Source organism: Jeongeupia chitinilytica (assembly GCF_014652315.1).
Lineage (GTDB): Bacteria > Pseudomonadota > Gammaproteobacteria > Burkholderiales > Chitinibacteraceae > Jeongeupia > Jeongeupia chitinilytica.
The window spans coordinates 186012-202900 of record NZ_BMYO01000005.1; the positions used below are offsets into that span (position 1 = coordinate 186012).

The window sequence follows — 16889 nt, forward strand, 5'->3', positions numbered from 1 at the left end:
ATGGCACTCTACGCGATCATCGCAACCGATCGGGCGGACAGCCTTGCCGATCGGCTGGCCGCACGTCCGGCGCATCTGGCACGACTGGAGGCGCTGAAGAACGAAGGCCGGCTCGTTCTGGCCGGCCCGTTTCCGGCCATTGACGCCACGGATCCGGGCCCGGCCGGCTTTTCCGGCAGCCTGATCGTGGCCGAGTTCGAGTCACTTGAGGCCGCCCGGAGCTGGGCCGATGCCGATCCATACCGCACAGCCGGTGTCTACGCGTCGGTCGTCGTCAAGCCTTTCAAGCACGTGTTACCCTGACGAACTCATGACAACGCTTGCAGACGAAATCCGCAGCCGTCTGGTCGTGCTGGCGCCCGAGGCGCTGGACGTGCACGACGACAGCGCTGCACATGCCGGCCACGCTGGCGCCGCAGCGGGCGGTGGGCACTTTGACGTGCTGATCGTTTCCGACGCGTTTGCCGGGCTCAACGCGCTGGCGCGCCACCGCAAGGTGTATGCGCTGCTGGCCGATCTGATGCCGCACCGAATCCACGCGCTCAGCCTGAAAGCGCTGACGCCGGATGAGCTTTGAATAAAAGCAATACGAACCATCACCAACTCATCACCACGAACCATCACAAAGGATGTTTTCGATGCGCCAACCCAAACTGATTGCACTGTCGCTCGGCCTGGCCGTGAGTGTTGCCTTCGCCGGCAACGTTGCCACCGTCAATGGCGTGGCCATTCCCGACAGCCGCATGGACCTCTTCGTCAAGCAAGTGACCGAGCGCGGCCAGAAGGACTCGCCGGAACTGCGTGCCAAGATCAAGGAAGACCTGATCCGCAACGAAGCGCTGTATCAGGAAGCGCAGAAGAAGGGCTACGACAAGAACGCGGACGTGCAGGCTCAACTGGACATGATGCGCCAGCAAGTGCTGGTCGGCGCGCTGGTGCGTGACTACGTCAAGGCCAACCCGATCTCCGACGCCGAACTCAAGAAAGAGTACGACAAGATCAAGGCCAACTTCAGCGGCAAGGAATACCACGCCCGCCACATCCTGGTGAAGGATGAGGCGCAGGCAAACGCGATCATTGCCCAGCTGAAGAAGGGCGCGAACTTTGCCGATCTGGCGAAGAAGAACTCGCTCGACAAGGGCAGCGCAACCAACGGTGGCGATCTGGGCTGGGCCAATCCGAACAACTTCGTGCCGGAGTTCTCGGGCGCGATGACCAAGCTCGCCAAGGGCCAGATCACCCAGACTCCGGTGAAGACCCAGTTCGGCTACCACATCATCAAGCTGGATGACTCCCGCGATGCCAAGGGCCCGAGCTTCGACGAAGTGAAGCCGGAACTGCAACGCGAAATGCAGGGCCAGAAGGTACAGAAGTACGTCGAGGATCTCGTCTCGAAGGCCAAGGTTCAGTAACACGACCAGGCTGGTACAAAAAACCCCGCATCACGCGGGGTTTTTTATTTTCAGTGCTGCGACTGTCGGGCCATTTCACCGCGCCAGCGCTCGGCGATGTACGGATCGGCCAACTGGATGTCGCTGACTTCGCCAAGGCCGGCCTTTCTGGCCGCCTCGCGGATCGACGCCAGACACCCCTTGGCTGCGCCTGCATCCGGCTTGCTGCCGAACAGTTTGTTGCCGCATTCGCCGATGACGCCCATGAAGACATCGGGCGGCACGTTCAGCAAGGGATTGTGCGCACGTTCTTCGCTGACACCCACGGCCGCCTGTGGTGCGACGGCGACCGGGGTACTGGCCACTTTCGGCGCGACTGGTGCCGGTTCGCAGCCGGCCAGCAGCGCCACAATGGCCAGCGCCGATAACGGTTTGATCATTCTTGTCTCCTCTCCTGGTCCCTGTTGCTCAGGGTTGAGCGAGATTGTATGCCGGGAAACGGCGAAAACCGTTCAGCTGCGCCTGATGTTGTACCAAACCTGCCCCGTGATCTCGCGCAGTGCCACGCTGCTGGCATGAAGCGCGCTGCTTCTGGGTAACAGAGACAGCAAACTGAACGGTTCGCGGTTGGCGTAGTCGGTGCCGGCCGGATGAACCGTGAAGCCTGCGTCACGATAAGCCTGGGTGGCACGCGGCAGGTGCCAGGCCTGGCTGACGAGCGTGATGCGTCGATGCCGAGGGAGCAGGATGCGGGCACTGAGCGTCGCGTTGTCGCGGGTGTCGTCCGATGCGGCTTCGACCCAGCGCGCCGTCACGCCGAAATCGTCGTGCAGGCTGGCGGCCATCAATCGCGCTTCGGCAACGCCGCCCAGCGGTGCGCCACCGGAGACCAGCACCGGCAAGCCACTCTTCCGGGCCAGGCGGGCGCAATAGCGCAGGCGCACCAGCGTGGCGTTGTTGATGGCTTCCCCGCCGGGTTCGTCGTAGGCGCCGAAGCGTTTGCCGCCGCCGAGGCAGACGATGGCATCGGAGTCGGCCAATGCGGCGTCGGCCAGTGGCGCCGGTTCGACGGTACCCATCAGTGCGTTTGCCACCAGTGGCATCGACAGCGCATAGATCAGTGCCGCACCAGTGCCGATCAGGATGCGCCCTGGCCAGGGCCGGCGGCGAAGCCAGTAGGCCCCGGCGAGAATCAGAAGCAACCCGTTCGTGGGCGGAAGCAGCAGCGTTGACACAGCGGCTTTGGCAAAAAAGGCGGAGGCTGGCATCGGAGACTCATGAAAACGGGCCGCATTTGCGGCCCGTGACGTGCAGGATGATGGCAGCCAGTTTACTCGCCCAGATAGGCCTGCTGGATTTTCTCGTTGGCCAGCAGGTTGGCCGCACTGTCGGCGAGGGTGATCCGGCCCGACTCCATCACGTAGCCACGGTCGGCGGTCTGCAGCGCCAGTTTGGCATTCTGTTCGACCAGCAGCATCGTCACGCCCTCGGCGGCGATCATGCGGATGATCTCGAAGATCTTCTGCACGATGATGGGGGCCAGGCCCATCGACGGTTCGTCGAGCAGCAACAGCTTGGGTCGGCTCATCATGGCCCGGCCGATTGCGACCATCTGCTGTTCGCCGCCCGAGAGCGTGCCCGCCAGCTGCGAACGGCGTTCCTTCAGGCGCGGGAACAGGCTGAATACGCGGTCGATGTCGTTGGCGATGTCGGCTTTGTCGTTGCGCACATAGGCGCCCATCTGGAGGTTTTCTTCCACCGTGAGCCGGCCGAAGATGCCGCGGCCTTCGGGTACCAGCACCAGACCCTTGCCCACGTAGTCGTAGGGCGCGAGCCTGGCGGTCGGTTTGCCGTCAAATAGAATTTCGCCGCCAGCGGGCTTGACCATGCCGACCAGCGTTTTCAGCGTGGTGCTCTTGCCGGCGCCATTGGCGCCGATCAGGGCGACGAGTTCACCCTTGTTGATGTTGAGATCGATACCCTTGACGGCATGGATACCGCCGTAGGCGACCTTGAGGTCCTTGATGTCGAGGAGCGGGTTCATGATGGGCTCGCTTATTCCGGCGCGACGCCGAGGTAGGCCTCGATCACGCGCGGGTCGTTCTTCACTTGTTCGGGGATGCCTTCGGCGATCTTCTTGCCGTAGTCGAGCACGGCAATCCGGTCGCACAGACCCATCATCAGCTTCACGTCGTGTTCGATCAGCAGGATGGTGACGCCGTCAGCACGGATCTTTTCCATCAGCGCCTTGAGCTGGTCGGTTTCCTTCGGGTTCATCCCCGCGGCCGGTTCGTCGAGCGCCAGCAGCGTGGGGCTGGTGGCCAGTGCGCGGGCAATTTCCAGCCGGCGCTGGTCACCATAGCTGAGGTTGCGCGCCAGCTCGTCCTTGCGCTTGCCGATACCGACGTAGTCGAGCAGCTCCTGCGCCCGGGCGGCGATCGCAGCTTCTTCGGCCTTGGCCTTCGGCCCCCGGAAGACGGCACCGAAGACGCTGGCCGAGGTGCGGACATGCTGGCCGACCATGACGTTCTCGAGCGCGGTCATGTTGGCGAACAGGCGAATGTTCTGGAAGGTACGGGCGATGCCCGACTCGACCACCACATACGGTTTTTGCCGGAACAGGTCCTTGCCGTTAAAGGTGAAACTGCCTTCGTCGGGCTGGTACAGGCCGGTGAGAACGTTGAAGAGCGTGGTCTTGCCTGCGCCGTTCGGGCCGATCAGGCCGTAGATTTCCCCGGCGTTGATCGACAGGGCAACGTCGTTCAGTGCGTGCAGGCCGCCAAAGCGCTTGTGGATGCCTTCGATTTTCAGCAGCGGGGTGCTCATGCCTTGGCCTCCTCTTCGTGCTCGTGGAATTCGCGTGCACGACGCTTGGACGGCCACAGTCCTTCAGGGCGCAGCAGCATGATGATGATCATGGCGAGGCCGAAGATCAGCATGCGCAGGTTTTCCGGATCGAACAGCCGCTCGCCGAATACCGCCGATTGCAGCGGGTTGATGACGTCGCGCAGCACTTCGGGCGTGATCGAGACCAGGATCGCACCAAGAATGACGCCGGGAATGTGGCCCATGCCGCCGAGTACGACCATGCACAGCACCATGATCGACTCCATCAGCACGAACGATTCGGGCGAAACGAATCCCTGGAAACTGGCGAACAGCGCGCCGGACACCCCGCCGAACGATGCACCCATCGCGAACGCCAGTAGCTTGACGTTGCGCGTGTTGATGCCCATGGCGTTGGCGGCGATTTCGTCTTCACGGATCGCGACCCACGCGCGACCGATGCGGGAGCGCTGCAGGCGCAGGGTGACGAAAATGATCAGGCAGCAGAACGCCAGGATCAGGTAGTAGTACAGGTGAACGGTATCGAACTTCAGGCCGAACCATTCGATCGGACGGCCCAGGTCGTAGCCTGCAATGTTGACCTTGCTGATGTTGTTGATGCCTTGCGGGCCGTTGGTGATGTTGACCGGCCGGTCGAGGTTGTTCAGGAAGATGCGGATGATCTCGCCGAAGCCGAGCGTCACGATCGCCAGATAGTCGCCGCGCAACTTCAGCGTCGGCGTGCCGAGCAGCACGCCGAACACCCCGGCAACGCAGGCGGCGATCAGCAGCATGACCAGCAGCGGCGGATGCATCAGCCAGGCCGGCAGCACCGCAGCCAGATGCGGCGAGTTCAGCAGTGCGAACGAATATGCACCGACGGCATAGAAGGCGATGTAGCCGAGATCGAGCAGGCCGGCAAAGCCGACGACGATGTTGAGACCGAGCGCCAGCATGATGTAGAGCAGCGCGAAGTCGACGGCGCGCAGCCACGACTTGCCGTTCTCGAATCCGCCGGTGATTGCCCACGGCAGGATCGCCAGCACGACGGCAAGTGCCGCAAAGGTGATGATCTGTTTTTTCGATTGCATGTTCTCTCTCCGCGGATCAGGCGCGTTCTGCGACGCGTTCGCCCAGCAGGCCGGACGGGCGGAAAACCAGGACACCGATCAGCACGACGAAGGCAAAGATGTCCTTGTAGTGGCTGCCGAGGAAGCCGCCGGTGAGGTCGCCCAGATAGCCGGAACCGAGGCTTTCGATGATGCCCAGCAGCAGACCGCCGACGACCGCACCGCCGATGTTGCCGATGCCGCCCAGCACTGCGGCGGTGAATGCCTTCAGGCCGATCATGAAGCCCATGTAGGCGTGCGCCTGGTCGTAGTTGGCTGCGACCATCACGCCGGCCACGGCACCCAGCGACGAGCCGATGATGAAGGTCATCGAAATCACCGTATTGATGTTCACGCCCATCAGGCCGGCCACGTCCGGGTTCTGCGCCGTGGCACGCATGGCGCGGCCGAGCTTGGTGCGCTCGATCAGCCAGAACAGCCCGCCCATCAGCACCAGTGACAGGATCACGATGGCGATCTGCAGGTCGGTGATCGCGGCGCCGAAGAAGTCGTGCACCGTGGTCGGCAGGATTTGCGGAAAGGGGCGGTAGTTGCGGCCCCAGATCAGCATCGCGGCCTGCTGCAGCACGATCGAGACGCCGATGGCCGTAATCAGCGGTGCCAGGCGTGGCGCCCGCCGCAAGGGGCGGTAGGCGACGCGTTCGATCGTATAGCCGAGCAGCATCGAAACAGGGATGGCCATCAGCAGCCCCGCCAGAAGCAGCAGGGGGCCGGGCAGATTGACACCGGCACCGATCAGCAGGTTGATGCAGGTAATGGTGACCATTGCGCCGATCATGACGATTTCGCCATGGGCGAAATTGATCAGCTGCATGATGCCGTACACCATGGTGTAGCCCAGTGCGATCAGCGCATAGATGCTGCCGACCACCAGGCCATTGATGAGTTGTTGCAGGAAAATGTCCACCGTAGTGTCCTCGTAGCGCTGATTGCTTTGCGGTTGTTGCCTGGTCGGGGCTGGCGCGTGACGCCTTGCCCGGCCGAATCCGGTGGGACGCGGTGCTCACCCTCCGGGGACGGCTTGTGGCCGGCGAAGCGGGACGGTGCAGTTCTACGTGATTATTACCGTAGCAGTTGGTGTTGAAAACTTACATGCGTGCGTCAAGCCCTCAACACCTGCTGCTTTCCCTTACTTGCGAAGTGGCGGGCTAGTACGGTTGGCATGGTAGGAGTGAGGCGGCTTACGGTGGTGTCAGTGACTGCCTCAGGCGTCGGTTGAAACGGGTGTTTCAGGTGTCGTCATCCAGCAAATCCGCGTCTCCGCCGCAGGTTGCCGTGTTTTCCCAAACTGCCGTTTCGCTGACAAGCCGGTGAAGCGGGTAGCGCCCGTCCGGCATCGGCAGAACGATGTCGACGATGGCGTTACCGCGCTGGGCCAGATGCTGTTTGAATGCAACAGTTGGCGGTGTCGCGCACAGGCAGGCGGCGATTGGCAGTGCCAGCGGATCGGGAACCAGACGGCAATGTTCCGCCAGCCTGGTCTGCCATTGGTTCATCGCTTCGTGGCCAGGCAGCACGGCGGTGTTGCCGGTGAGCACGACCGTGATCAACTGTTGCCGCAGGCTTGTGAGCTCCTGCCCGAGGCAGGCGATCAGCCCGCGGGATCGGTAGTGCCGTGTACGTCGCTCACCGGTGGGTGACGGAAGCGGCTGCGTCCGGCCGATCGGCGAGCGCGATGCAATCTCGTCGATCAACGCCAGCAGCGCATTTTCGTCGCCGGTGTTTTCATGTCGGGCGAGTTCGCGCAGGGTGTCGGCCAACTGTCCAATGAGCGGATCAACGACCCCGGGCTGGTGTGTATTTCCTTCCCTGGTCAGGAAGGCCGGTCGCAGTGCCATACCGACGTCGGCGCCTGCGGGCGGACGATTGACGTAGACCGTATCGGCACGGACTCGTGCCGTTACGCTGGCGATGAAACCCGGACATCGGCTGTGGATGGTCAGGCTGCCGCCATTAATGCATGTATCGAGGGCGGCCAGCAGGGCCGGCAACTGCGCCGGCGCGTAACGCAGCACGGCCAGTACCGGGCCGGAGAGTCCGGGGTGAAGCGCATCCGGCCGGTCGATTTCGATGAGTGTCGGTGCGGCCAGCGTAGGGGGAAGGAAATCATCGACAATGCCGTGCTCGACATCGGGATAGCCGGCGCGGTGCAGCGCGGCCTTCGCGGCTTGCAGCCGTTCGGCCGCGTTGATGGAAATCAGTGGCCCGATGTCGGTGCAGATCGAGGCGGGGTCCCCGAGCCGGAGTTCTGCCATTGCTGCATGCAGCCGCGGGATCAGTACCGGGGCGGTGGCTTGCGGCAGGCAGAGCAATCGCAATGCCGTACCGCGTTGACCGGCATGACTGAACGCGCCGTTCAGGGTGTCGCGGACCAGCTGTTCGGCTTGCGTCGAGGTATCCGCGATCAGCGCATTGAGACCTGCCGAGTGTGCGATCAGCCGTTTCAGCTGCTGCTGACGGGCCAGTGCGCGGTGAACCGCGTGTGCGGTGGCTGCCGTGCCGGAGAGCACGACAGCGGCGATTCGCGGATCCGCCACGAGGCGGGCGCCGACGGTGGCATCGCCAGGCAGAAGCTGCAGCACGTCGCGATCCAGGCCACTTGCGTGCGCCGCCGTGACGACGGCGGCCGCGATCAGCGTCGTGGCCGCAGCCGGTTTGAGCAGTACGGGGTTGCCCGCCGCCAGCGCGGCCGAGGCCTGGGCGACAAGACCCGCCAAGGGGGAGGACGACGGGCCGAGCACGGCAATCGGGCCGAGCGGCGTTGCCGTTTCCGCCTGTCCGGCGTGCTGGAGGCAGAACGTGGCAGCTGCCCGCCATTCGTCAACGGCGTCGGCCAGTGGCATGCCGGCCTCGCGGACGAGCAGGCTCAGGAGCTGCACTCGGCATTCGAGCAACGCATCGGCAAACGTTTCAAGCCGTACCGCCCGTTCGCTGGCCGCTTCCTTGCCCCAGATCGGCGCAATTGCAGCTGCCCGGGCGAGTGCGACATCGATGTCGGCATCACTTGCTTCGATGATATGCCCAAGACAGATATCCGGCCGCGCGGGGGCAAAGACCGGCCGGCCGCTGCGTGTGGCATTGCCGGCCGGATGCGTGGACGTCACCGTGCACTCGTCGCCAGTCGCGAGCGCCTGTGCCTGTTGTACGACCTCAACCTCGTTGCCCCAGCAGACGCCCGGTGCAACCGGGCCGGCATCGGCACGGCCGAGAGGGGGAGGCAGTCCGGCGTCAGGATGCGCTTGCGCGTCGGCAACCGGATCGGCTACGCGGGGATGGACGTCGTCATCGGCCAGCTGTTGTTGAACGAATGCGCTGTTGGCGCCGTTTTCCAGCAGCCTTCGGATCAGATAAGGCTGCAATGCCGTGTCATTGCCGACCGGCGCATAGATGCGGCAGCGTTGCGACAGTCCATGTCCGGGCAGGAGGCTATACAGTGCTTCGCCGAGACCATACAGGCACTGGAACTCGAAATTTCGGCCGGCAGCCATCGCATGTACCGCGAGTGCGGTATAGACATTGTGGGTCGCGAACTGGGACTGAATCACATCATCGGCGTCCAGCATCCGGCGTGCGCAGGCAAGGTAGCAGGTGTCGGTGTGCGATTTGCGCGTAAAGACCGGATAGTCCCGCCAGCCTTCACGCTGCGTTTGGCGGATCTCGCTGTCCCAGTAAGCGCCCTTGACCAAACGGATGGTAATGCGGCGCTGATGCGAGCGCGCCGCGTCGATCAGCCAGTCGGTTTGCGCCAGTGCACGTTTCTGATACGCCTGCACTGCGATGCCCAGGCCGCACCAGCCTGCCAGGGTGGGCTCGGCGAGCAAATGTTCGAACAGCTGCAGCGCCAAGGTCAGGCGCTCGCTTTCTTCTGCATCGACGGTGACCGGGATTTCGTGCTGGCGGGCGAGTTGCATCAGGGCAAGTAGCCGGGGCCAGAGCTCCTCGCGAACGCGACCTGCCTGACGTGGTTCGTAGCGCGGATGCAGCGCCGACAGCTTGACCGAAATGCCGCTCTTTTCCGTGGCACCGTCTGCGGCCAGCGCGAGAAGTGCGTTGCGATAGGCTGCGTCGTTCTGTTCTGCATCGGTTTGTGTTTGCGCGGCTTCGGCGAGCATGTCGAACGAGTAGGCAAAGGCCGGGTTGCGCCGTGCCAGCGCGTCGTCGATCCGGTCGGCAATGACGAAATGGCGGCCGAGTTCACGAATCGCCTTGCGCAAACCCAGCCTGACCAGCGGTTCGGTCCGATTGTGTTCACTCCACGAACGGGCGTGTTCAAGCGTCCAGCGCGCCAGCCGGACCACCGCCGAATCGGCGGCCATCCCTTTCCAGTCCGTTGCATGCAGCAAGTCGGCGATCAACCGGTCCGCCGTCGCGTCGTCGGGAATGCGCGGCAGGGCTTCAGCGAGCGTCAGAAGTGACCTTCCGGCCGGGGTGTCAAGCGGAAACCCTGAAAGCAGGGCGTCGATGCCCTTGTCGTGCCGTCGCTGGGCGCGCAGCTGTTCTGCAATCAGCGGCGCATAGCGCTGCAGGACGGTGTTTTCGTCGGTGGACAGTCGTGCCAACGGCACCAGACGGCGTACCAGCACGGTTTCGTCGGCAAAGTGGGTCTGGGCAAGATCGAATGGCGCGGTGCGCCCAGCGGTTGGCATGGCGATCCTGGAGAGGGGCTTGCACCAGCTTAGTCAGCAACGGCCCCGGGCGCGTCAGCTGCAGCGGTTCGGGAGTGCGGTTGTTGTGCGGATGCCAAACGAAAACGGCGCCCGAGGGCGCCGTTTTCGCGAGAGCAATGCTTACTTGGCCGTGCCGCCTGCAACTTCCAGGACTTCCCACTTGCCGCCCTTCACCTGGTAAATGGTGATCGGACCGTTCTTCAGGTCGCCCTTGTCGTCGAACGAGACATTGCCGGTCACGCCCTGATACTCGATCTTAGACAGCTCCGGCAGATACTTGGCCGGCTCGGTCGAGCCTGCTTTCTTCATCGCTTCGACCAGGACCTTGACCGAGTCATAGCAGTACGGTGCATACAGCTGGACTTCGGTCCCGAACTTGGCCTTGAACTTGTCGAGGAAGGCCTGGCCGCCCGGCATCTGTTCTTTCGGCATGCCCGGGCTCGACGAAATCATGCCTTCCGAATCGCTGCCCGACAGCTTGATGAACTCCGGTGTCTGCGTACCGTCGCCGCCCATGACCTTGGCGCCAATGCCCAGTTTCTTGGCCTGCTTCTTCAGCGGTGCGGCTTGTGCATCCATGCCGCCGTAGAAGATCAGGTCCGGTTTGGCACCCTTGATGCTGGTCAGGATCGCGTTGAAGTCGGTTTCCTGGTTGGTAGTGAACTCGCGCTTCACGACTTCGGCGCCCGATGCCTTGGCGGCTTTCTCGAATTCGTCCGCCAGACCCTGACCGTAGGCGGTACGGTCGTCGACGATGGCGACTTTCTTGGCGCCGAGCTTGGTCGCGGCATACTCGCCGAGCACCTTGCCCTGCTGCGCATCGTTGGCCATGACACGGAAGGTGGTCTTGAAGCCCTGCGCAGTGTAGGCGACTGCGGTGGCCGACGGCGACACTTGCGGAATGCCGGCATCGGAGTAGATCTTCGATGCCGGGATCGTGGTGCCCGAATTCAGGTGACCAACGACGCCGACGACTTTCTGGTCGACAAAACGCTGGGCGACGGTGGTGGCCGTCTTCGGGTCGGCCTGATCATCTTCGGAAATCAGCTCGAACTTGACCTTTTTGCCGCCGATATCGGCACCGCCGGCTTCATTGATCTCGTCGATCGCCATTTTCACGCCGTACTCGTTGTCCTTGCCGAGGTGGGCGATGTTGCCGGTCAGCGGTGCAGCATGACCGATCTTGACGGTATCACCACCGCCCGACGGCGCTGCAGCGGCAGCCGAGGCCGGCTCGCTGGCGGCCGGCTGGGCCGGCTCCTGCTTGCCGCAGGCGGTGATCGACAGCACGGCGGCGGCGATCAGGCTGTAACGTGCGATGCTCATGTTCTCTTCCCCAATGTTTTGAATGACGCGTCGAGGTGTGCACGGGCACAGTTGCCGGGCAAACCGAACGTAGCAGTGCTTGACGATGCTGGAAATCATCATGGGTAGCGGCCGGAAACGCTGTCAAATTCGGGTTTTCCCGGGTGCAGCAAATGCAACAGCAAAACGGACACCATACTGACGTCAGGTCCGATTGCTTTGTCCATTAAAGCAGACGTTTAGCGCAGATGAGCGGTCGGGTGCGTTTGCCGGCGCGACGCCTTGGCGGTGTTGGATCGGCGCATCCGGGCGACAGGTCCGGAGCGCGGTTCGCGTCGCGGCATGCCGCTTACATCCAGCCGTGCTCGGCAAACGATGCTACCTGGTGGCCGGCCACGATGAAGTGATCGAGCAGGCGCACATCGATCAGGCTCAGCGTTTGCGCAAGTTGCCGGGTCAGGAGCCGGTCAGCGTCCGAGGCGTCGGCGCGGCCGGAAGGGTGATTGTGAGCGACGATGACGGCTGCGGCGTTGAGGGCGAGGGCCCGGCGGGCGAGTTCGCGCGGGTAGACCCGCGTTTCCGACAGGCTGCCCTGCGCCAGCTCTTCGCAGGCCATGACGCGATGGCCCATGTCGAGAAACAGCACCACGAAGACTTCCACATCGCGATGGCGCAGCAGCAGGCCGAGATAACGCCGGACTGACTCGGGCGAATCGAGGGCGCTGGTCTGGTGCAGCTCCTCCTTGAGTGTGCGTCGCGCCATCTCCAGTACGGCCTGCAATTGGGCGTATTTGGCATCACCCATGCCGGGGACGGCGGCAAAGGCCGGACGCGGTGCGGCAAACAGTGCGGCGAGTGAGCCGAAGTGGCGCAGCAGGTCTCGCGCCAGATCGACCGCACTTTTGCCGGGCAGACCGACACGCAGGAAAATCGCCAGCAGTTCGGCTTCCGAGAGTGCGGCCGCGCCGAGGCTGAGCAACTTTTCCCGTGGTCTTTCGGCGCTGGGCCAGTCGGTGATCGGCATGCTTCTCGGGTAAACTCGTTCCGATGGGAAACCTCGTTATAAGCAAGGGCTCGCAATGAAGCAAAAACGCATCGTGCTCGGCGTGTCGGGCGGGATTGCCGCGTACAAGGCGGCCGAACTGACCCGCTTGATGGTCAAGGCCGGCTGGCTGGTCGACGTGGTGCTGACCGACGCCGGCGCACGTTTCGTCACGCCGGTGACGTTCCAGGCGCTGTCCGGCCGGCCCGTCTACCAGCAGATGTGGGCGCCCGAGATCAGCAACGGCATGGCGCACATCCAGCTGACCCGCGGTGCGGATGCACTGGTGCTGGCGCCCGCGACGGCCGACCTGATCGCCAAAACGGCGCACGGCTTTGCCGACGATCTGTTGTCGACGCTGATTGCCGCGCGGGACTGTCCGCTCTTTGTCGTTCCGGCCATGAACCGGCAGATGTGGGAAAACCCGCCGAACCAGCGCAATGTGCAGCAGCTGCGCGACGACGGCGTTGCCATTCTCGGGCCGGCTGTCGGCGAGCAGGCGTGTGGTGAAGTCGGGCTCGGCCGGATGATCGAGCCCGAGGAAATCATGGCGCGGCTCGAGGCGGCATTCCAGCCCAAGCTTCTGGCCGGAAAAAAAGTCCTGTTGACGGCCGGACCGACCTTCGAGCGTATCGACGCGGTTCGTGGCATCACCAATACCAGCTCCGGCAAGATGGGTTTTGCGCTGGCACAGGCTGTGCGCGAAGCCGGTGCCGAGGTTGTGCTGGTGGCCGGCGAAACGGCCCTGTCGACGCCGCTGGATGCGCGCCGCATCGACGTGCGGTCGGCGCAGGAGATGCTGACTGCGGTCGAGGCCGAAGTCGACGCCGCCGACATCTTCATCTCGGTTGCGGCGGTCGCCGACTACTATGTGCTCAACCAGAGCGAGCACAAGATCAAGAAGGACGCGCACATCCTGACGCTGGAACTGGCGCCCAATACCGACATCCTCGCCAAGATCGCCTGCCGCGAGCAGCCGCCGTTCTGCGTCGGTTTCGCGGCCGAATCGGAAAACCTGCTCGAATATGCCGAAGCCAAGCGTCGTCGCAAGCATCTGCCGCTGCTCGCAGCCAATCTGGTGCAGCAGGCGATGGGGGCCGACGACAACGAAGTCATCCTGCTTGACGACGATGGCGAGCACCGGCTGCCGCGCGGCCCCAAGCTCGACGTGGCACGCCGGATGGTCAGCCATATTGCCAAGCTCTACGCCAAACAAGGAAAACCCGCATGACCCAGCTCGACGTCAAGATTCTCGATGACCGCCTCAAGGACAATCTGCCGGCGTATGCCACGCCGGGCGCTGCCGGACTGGATCTGCGTGCCTGCCTCGATGCACCGCTGGTGCTTGCGCCGGGTGCAACGGCGCTGGTGCCGACCGGCATCGCCATCCATCTCGAAAACGCCGGTCTGGCGGCGATGATCCTGCCGCGCTCGGGGCTCGGTCACAAGCACGGTATCGTGCTGGGCAATCTGGTCGGCCTGATCGATTCGGACTACCAGGGGCAGATTTTCGTCTCGGTCTGGAATCGCGGCAGTCACGCCTTCACGGTGCAACCGATGGAGCGGATCGCCCAGCTCGTCGTCGTGCCGGTGGTGCAGGTGGAGTTCAATCTCGTCGACGATTTCGCCGAAAGCGAGCGCGGTGAAGGCGGTTTCGGCAGTACCGGCAAGCACTGAGGCTGCAAACGGGACGGAAAAAAAGCGGGACGACTGTCCCGCTTTTTTCATGACCAACCTCAGCGCCGCGCCAGACCGCGCACTACGCTGACCAGCCGGTCGACCTCCTCGCAGGTGTTGTAGAACGCCAGCGAAGGGCGCACCGTGGCCTCTACACCGAAACGGCGAAGGATCGGCTGTGCGCAGTGGTGACCGGAACGCACGGCAATGCCTTCGCGATTGAGCGCGTCGCCGACTTCCTCGGTGCGGTAACCCTGCAGTACGAACGACGCCACACTCGTCTTGTGCTGTGCGGTGCCGATCAGTCGCAGGCCGGGAATGGTGCCCAGACCATGCATGGCGTAGTCGAGCAGGGCGTGTTCGTAGGCCGCGATGTTCTCGAGTCCCAGCTGCTCGATGTAATCGATCGCGGCGCCCAGACCGACCGCATCGGCAATGTTGCCAGTGCCGGCCTCGAAGCGCGCCGGCGCGCCGTGGTACAGCGTGCGCTCGAAGGTCACGTCGGCAATCATGTTGCCGCCACCCTGCCACGGCGGCATCTGGTCGAGGATCGCCTTCTTGCCGTAGACCACGCCGATGCCGGTCGGGGCGAAGACCTTGTGGCCGGAGAACACGTAGAAATCCGCATCCATGGCCTGAACGTTGACGCGCAGGTGCGAGACTGCCTGTGCGCCGTCGACCAGTACCTTGGCGCCCACGCCGTGCGCCAGTGCGATGATCTCGTGGACCGGCGTAATGGTGCCCAGCGCATTGGAGACCTGCGTGACCGCCACCAGCCGGGTCCGGCTGTTCAGCAGCTTGCGGTATTCGTCGAGCAAAATCTGGCCGCTGTCGTCGACCGGAATCACGCGGATGCGTGCGCCTTTCTCGGCGGCCAGCTGCTGCCACGGCACGATATTGGCGTGATGCTCGAGGTTGGAGACGATGATCTCGTCACCGGCGCCGATATTGGCCGCTCCCCAGCTTTTGGCCACGAGGTTGATCGCCTCGGTTGCACCGCGGACGAAGATGATTTCGTCCGGCGAAGGGGCGCCCAGGAACTTCGTCACCTTCTGCCTGGCCGCCTCGTAGGCGTCCGTGGCCCGCGCGGCCAGTTCATGCGCGGCGCGGTGGATGTTGGAGTTCTCGTGCGCGTAGAAGTACGCGATCCGGTCGATCACCGATTGCGGCTTGTGCGTCGTCGCCGCGTTGTCGAGCCAGATCAGCGGCTTGCCGTTCACCCGCTCCTGCAGGATGGGGAAGTCACGCCGTACCCGGTTGACGTCGATCGTTGCGCTGCTGGCTGCTTGCGGTGCTGCCGCGGTCTGCCGGCGTTCGGTCAGCGGATCCAGAAAGTAGAAGTGGCCACTCGGGCCTGACGGCGCTGCCGATACCGGCGGACGATGATCGATTTCCGCCAGCAAGGAACGCAGTGCCGCGTCACCCGGAAAGCCGAAGGGCTGGACGGCGATCCGGTCCGGGACCACCAGGCCGGCGCCGGCCGGATAGCCGTGGTCAAGGAAGTAGAACGGTGACGATGCGGACGGTGCCGACGGCGCGGGCACACCCGGCAAGGCTGCGGCATAGCTTTCCGGCAGGCCGGGCTGGGCACTGCTGCTGCGGGGGATTCCGGTGCCGGCCGGGGCTTCGCCCGGCGGTGCCACCGGTGCAAGCGTGGGCGTACCACTACCCAGCACGATGGCCGGCTCGGCCGCACGCGGCGGCGTTGCCCGGTTGCGCAGCTCGTCCAGCGGGTTGCCCGGCAGCGAGGCAAAGAATTCGCCGGCCCACCGGTTCAGGGTCAACTCGTCCGCCAAGCTCGGCTCGTCCGGCAAGCCTGCCGGAACCGCCTCACTTGTAAGTGTCTGGATAGTCATGGTACTTGCCGATTTCCACATCATCGAGAACAGCCAGTGCGTCGTCCGACAGCACGGCCAGCGAGCAGTACAGCGAGATCAGGTACGACGCGATCGCATTGCGGTTGATGCCCATGAAGCGCACCGACAAGCCCGGGCTCTGTTCGCCGGCGAGGCCCGGCTGGAACAGGCCGACCACGCCCTGGCGCTTTTCGCCGCTGCGGATCAGCAGGATCTTGGTCTTGCCGTCTTCGACCGGGACCTTGTCCGACGGCACCAGCGGAATGCCGCGCCATGTCAGGAACTGCGAACCGAACAGGCTGACCGTCGGCGGCGGCACGCCACGACGAGTGCATTCGCGGCCGAAAGCGGCAATCGCCAGTGGGTGGGTGAGGAAGAAGCCGGGCTCTTTCCAGACCTTGGTGATCAGGTCGTCCATGTCGTCCGGTGTCGGCGCGCCGGTCAGCGTCGAAATACGCTGTTCGTCGGCGACATTGGCCAGCAGGCCGTAATCCGGGTTGTTGATCAGCTCGCTTTCCTGTCTTTCCTTGATCGTTTCGATCGTCAGGCGCAGCTGTTCCTTGATCTGGTCGTGCGGGCTCGAATACAGGTCCGACACGCGGGTGTGCACGTCCAGCACGGTGGTCACGGCGTTCAGGAAGTACTCGCGCGGCTGCTCGTCGTAAGCGACGAAGGTGTTCGGCAGTTCGGCTTCGTCGCGCTGCGAGCACGCCACGCGCACGTCGAGCGGGTTTTTGACCTTGTTGAGGCGGTAGATGCCGGCCTCGACCGGTTGCCACTGCAGCAAATGCGTCAGCCAGCGCGGAGTGATGATCGAAAGCTGGGGGGCGGTCTTGGTGGCATTCGCAAGCTGGCGGGCGGCGTTGTCGCCGAGTGCCAGTTGCGGGTCTTGTTGGGCGGACATCAAACGGCTCCTGTTTATGCATAAATGGAATATGCAAATATCCGCTTGGCATGAAGTAAGCTCAACATGCTATCGCCATCAATGCCGCTCG

Annotated in this window: 16 protein-coding genes; 5 read left to right on the top strand and 11 right to left on the bottom strand. The window is 63.7% G+C overall.

Annotated features, from left to right (window positions below):
• From IE097_RS10675 to IE097_RS10685, 3 genes are all read left to right on the top strand, one after another.
• Positions 1-303, top strand: a complete 303-nt coding sequence (locus IE097_RS10675) for a YciI family protein (RefSeq protein WP_189460557.1) — start codon at positions 1-3, stop codon at positions 301-303.
• Positions 304-310: 7 nt separating this feature from the next.
• On the top strand, positions 311-577 hold the full coding sequence (locus IE097_RS10680; RefSeq protein WP_189460559.1) for a BolA family protein: 267 nt from the start codon (positions 311-313) through the stop codon (positions 575-577).
• Positions 578-638: 61 nt separating this feature from the next.
• Entirely contained in the window at positions 639-1412 is a 774-nt protein-coding gene (locus IE097_RS10685) for a peptidylprolyl isomerase (protein ID WP_189460561.1), read from the top strand.
• A gap of 50 nt (positions 1413-1462) precedes the next feature.
• Here IE097_RS10685 and IE097_RS10690 read toward each other — a convergent pair whose 3' ends face one another.
• The 9 genes from IE097_RS10690 to radC all read right to left on the bottom strand — a co-directional run bounded on the left by IE097_RS10690 (position 1463) and on the right by radC (position 12343).
• A complete protein-coding gene (locus tag IE097_RS10690; protein WP_189460563.1) occupies positions 1463-1831 on the bottom strand; it encodes a hypothetical protein in 369 nt (122 codons plus the stop codon).
• A gap of 72 nt (positions 1832-1903) precedes the next feature.
• Positions 1904-2593, bottom strand: a complete 690-nt coding sequence (locus tag IE097_RS10695; RefSeq protein ID WP_189460564.1) for a YdcF family protein — start codon at positions 2591-2593, stop codon at positions 1904-1906.
• A 128-nt stretch (positions 2594-2721) separates the two neighbouring features.
• Entirely contained in the window at positions 2722-3435 is a 714-nt protein-coding gene (locus tag IE097_RS10700; RefSeq protein WP_189460566.1) for an ABC transporter ATP-binding protein, read from the bottom strand.
• A gap of 11 nt (positions 3436-3446) precedes the next feature.
• Positions 3447-4217, bottom strand: coding sequence for an ABC transporter ATP-binding protein (locus IE097_RS10705; protein WP_189460568.1), 771 nt, complete (start codon positions 4215-4217; stop codon positions 3447-3449).
• Positions 4214-5308 carry an ABC transporter permease subunit gene (locus tag IE097_RS10710; protein WP_189460570.1) on the bottom strand — a complete coding sequence of 365 codons (1095 nt, stop codon included), beginning with the start codon at positions 5306-5308 and terminating at the stop codon, positions 4214-4216. Before IE097_RS10710 ends, IE097_RS10705 begins: the two co-directional genes overlap by 4 nt.
• Positions 5309-5324: 16 nt before the next feature.
• Positions 5325-6254 (bottom strand): branched-chain amino acid ABC transporter permease, encoded by a 930-nt coding sequence (locus tag IE097_RS10715; RefSeq protein ID WP_189460572.1) that lies wholly within the window; start codon positions 6252-6254, stop codon positions 5325-5327.
• Positions 6255-6576: 322 nt separating this feature from the next.
• On the bottom strand, positions 6577-9993 hold the full coding sequence (gene putA, locus IE097_RS10720; RefSeq protein WP_189460573.1) for a bifunctional proline dehydrogenase/L-glutamate gamma-semialdehyde dehydrogenase PutA: 3417 nt from the start codon (positions 9991-9993) through the stop codon (positions 6577-6579).
• A gap of 141 nt (positions 9994-10134) precedes the next feature.
• A complete protein-coding gene (locus IE097_RS10725) occupies positions 10135-11340 on the bottom strand; it encodes a branched-chain amino acid ABC transporter substrate-binding protein (protein WP_189460574.1) in 1206 nt (401 codons plus the stop codon).
• 328 nt (positions 11341-11668) lie between these two features.
• Positions 11669-12343: a RadC family protein gene (gene radC / locus IE097_RS10730; protein ID WP_189460576.1), complete on the bottom strand. Its 675-nt coding sequence runs from the start codon at positions 12341-12343 to the stop codon at positions 11669-11671.
• 55 nt (positions 12344-12398) lie between these two features.
• Here radC and coaBC point away from each other — a divergent pair, with 55 nt between their 5' ends.
• A complete protein-coding gene (gene coaBC, locus IE097_RS10735) occupies positions 12399-13592 on the top strand; it encodes a bifunctional phosphopantothenoylcysteine decarboxylase/phosphopantothenate--cysteine ligase CoaBC (protein ID WP_189460578.1) in 1194 nt (397 codons plus the stop codon).
• Positions 13589-14038: a dUTP diphosphatase gene (gene dut / locus IE097_RS10740; RefSeq protein ID WP_189460580.1), complete on the top strand. Its 450-nt coding sequence runs from the start codon at positions 13589-13591 to the stop codon at positions 14036-14038. Before coaBC ends, dut begins: the two co-directional genes overlap by 4 nt.
• Before the next feature lie 59 nt (positions 14039-14097).
• Here dut and IE097_RS10745 read toward each other — a convergent pair whose 3' ends face one another.
• A complete protein-coding gene (locus IE097_RS10745; RefSeq protein WP_229797536.1) occupies positions 14098-15834 on the bottom strand; it encodes a family 2A encapsulin nanocompartment cargo protein cysteine desulfurase in 1737 nt (578 codons plus the stop codon).
• A gap of 34 nt (positions 15835-15868) precedes the next feature.
• Positions 15869-16798, bottom strand: a complete 930-nt coding sequence (locus IE097_RS10750) for a family 2A encapsulin nanocompartment shell protein (protein ID WP_189460584.1) — start codon at positions 16796-16798, stop codon at positions 15869-15871.
• Between the last annotated feature and the right edge of the window lie 91 nt (positions 16799-16889).

Coding starts and splice junctions, on each gene's coding strand:
- IE097_RS10700 (WP_189460566.1), bottom strand. CDS start 3,435: ATGAACCCGCTCCTCGACATCAAGGACCTCAAGGTCGCCTACGGCGGT.
- IE097_RS10750 (WP_189460584.1), bottom strand. CDS start 16,798: ATGTCCGCCCAACAAGACCCGCAACTGGCACTCGGCGACAACGCCGCC.
- IE097_RS10725 (WP_189460574.1), bottom strand. CDS start 11,340: ATGAGCATCGCACGTTACAGCCTGATCGCCGCCGCCGTGCTGTCGATC.
- IE097_RS10705 (WP_189460568.1), bottom strand. CDS start 4,217: ATGAGCACCCCGCTGCTGAAAATCGAAGGCATCCACAAGCGCTTTGGC.
- IE097_RS10685 (WP_189460561.1), top strand. CDS start 639: ATGCGCCAACCCAAACTGATTGCACTGTCGCTCGGCCTGGCCGTGAGT.
- dut (WP_189460580.1), top strand. CDS start 13,589: ATGACCCAGCTCGACGTCAAGATTCTCGATGACCGCCTCAAGGACAAT.
- IE097_RS10710 (WP_189460570.1), bottom strand. CDS start 5,308: ATGCAATCGAAAAAACAGATCATCACCTTTGCGGCACTTGCCGTCGTG.
- IE097_RS10680 (WP_189460559.1), top strand. CDS start 311: ATGACAACGCTTGCAGACGAAATCCGCAGCCGTCTGGTCGTGCTGGCG.
- IE097_RS10675 (WP_189460557.1), top strand. CDS start 1: ATGGCACTCTACGCGATCATCGCAACCGATCGGGCGGACAGCCTTGCC.
- putA (WP_189460573.1), bottom strand. CDS start 9,993: ATGCCAACCGCTGGGCGCACCGCGCCATTCGATCTTGCCCAGACCCAC.
- IE097_RS10690 (WP_189460563.1), bottom strand. CDS start 1,831: ATGATCAAACCGTTATCGGCGCTGGCCATTGTGGCGCTGCTGGCCGGC.
- radC (WP_189460576.1), bottom strand. CDS start 12,343: ATGCCGATCACCGACTGGCCCAGCGCCGAAAGACCACGGGAAAAGTTG.
- coaBC (WP_189460578.1), top strand. CDS start 12,399: ATGAAGCAAAAACGCATCGTGCTCGGCGTGTCGGGCGGGATTGCCGCG.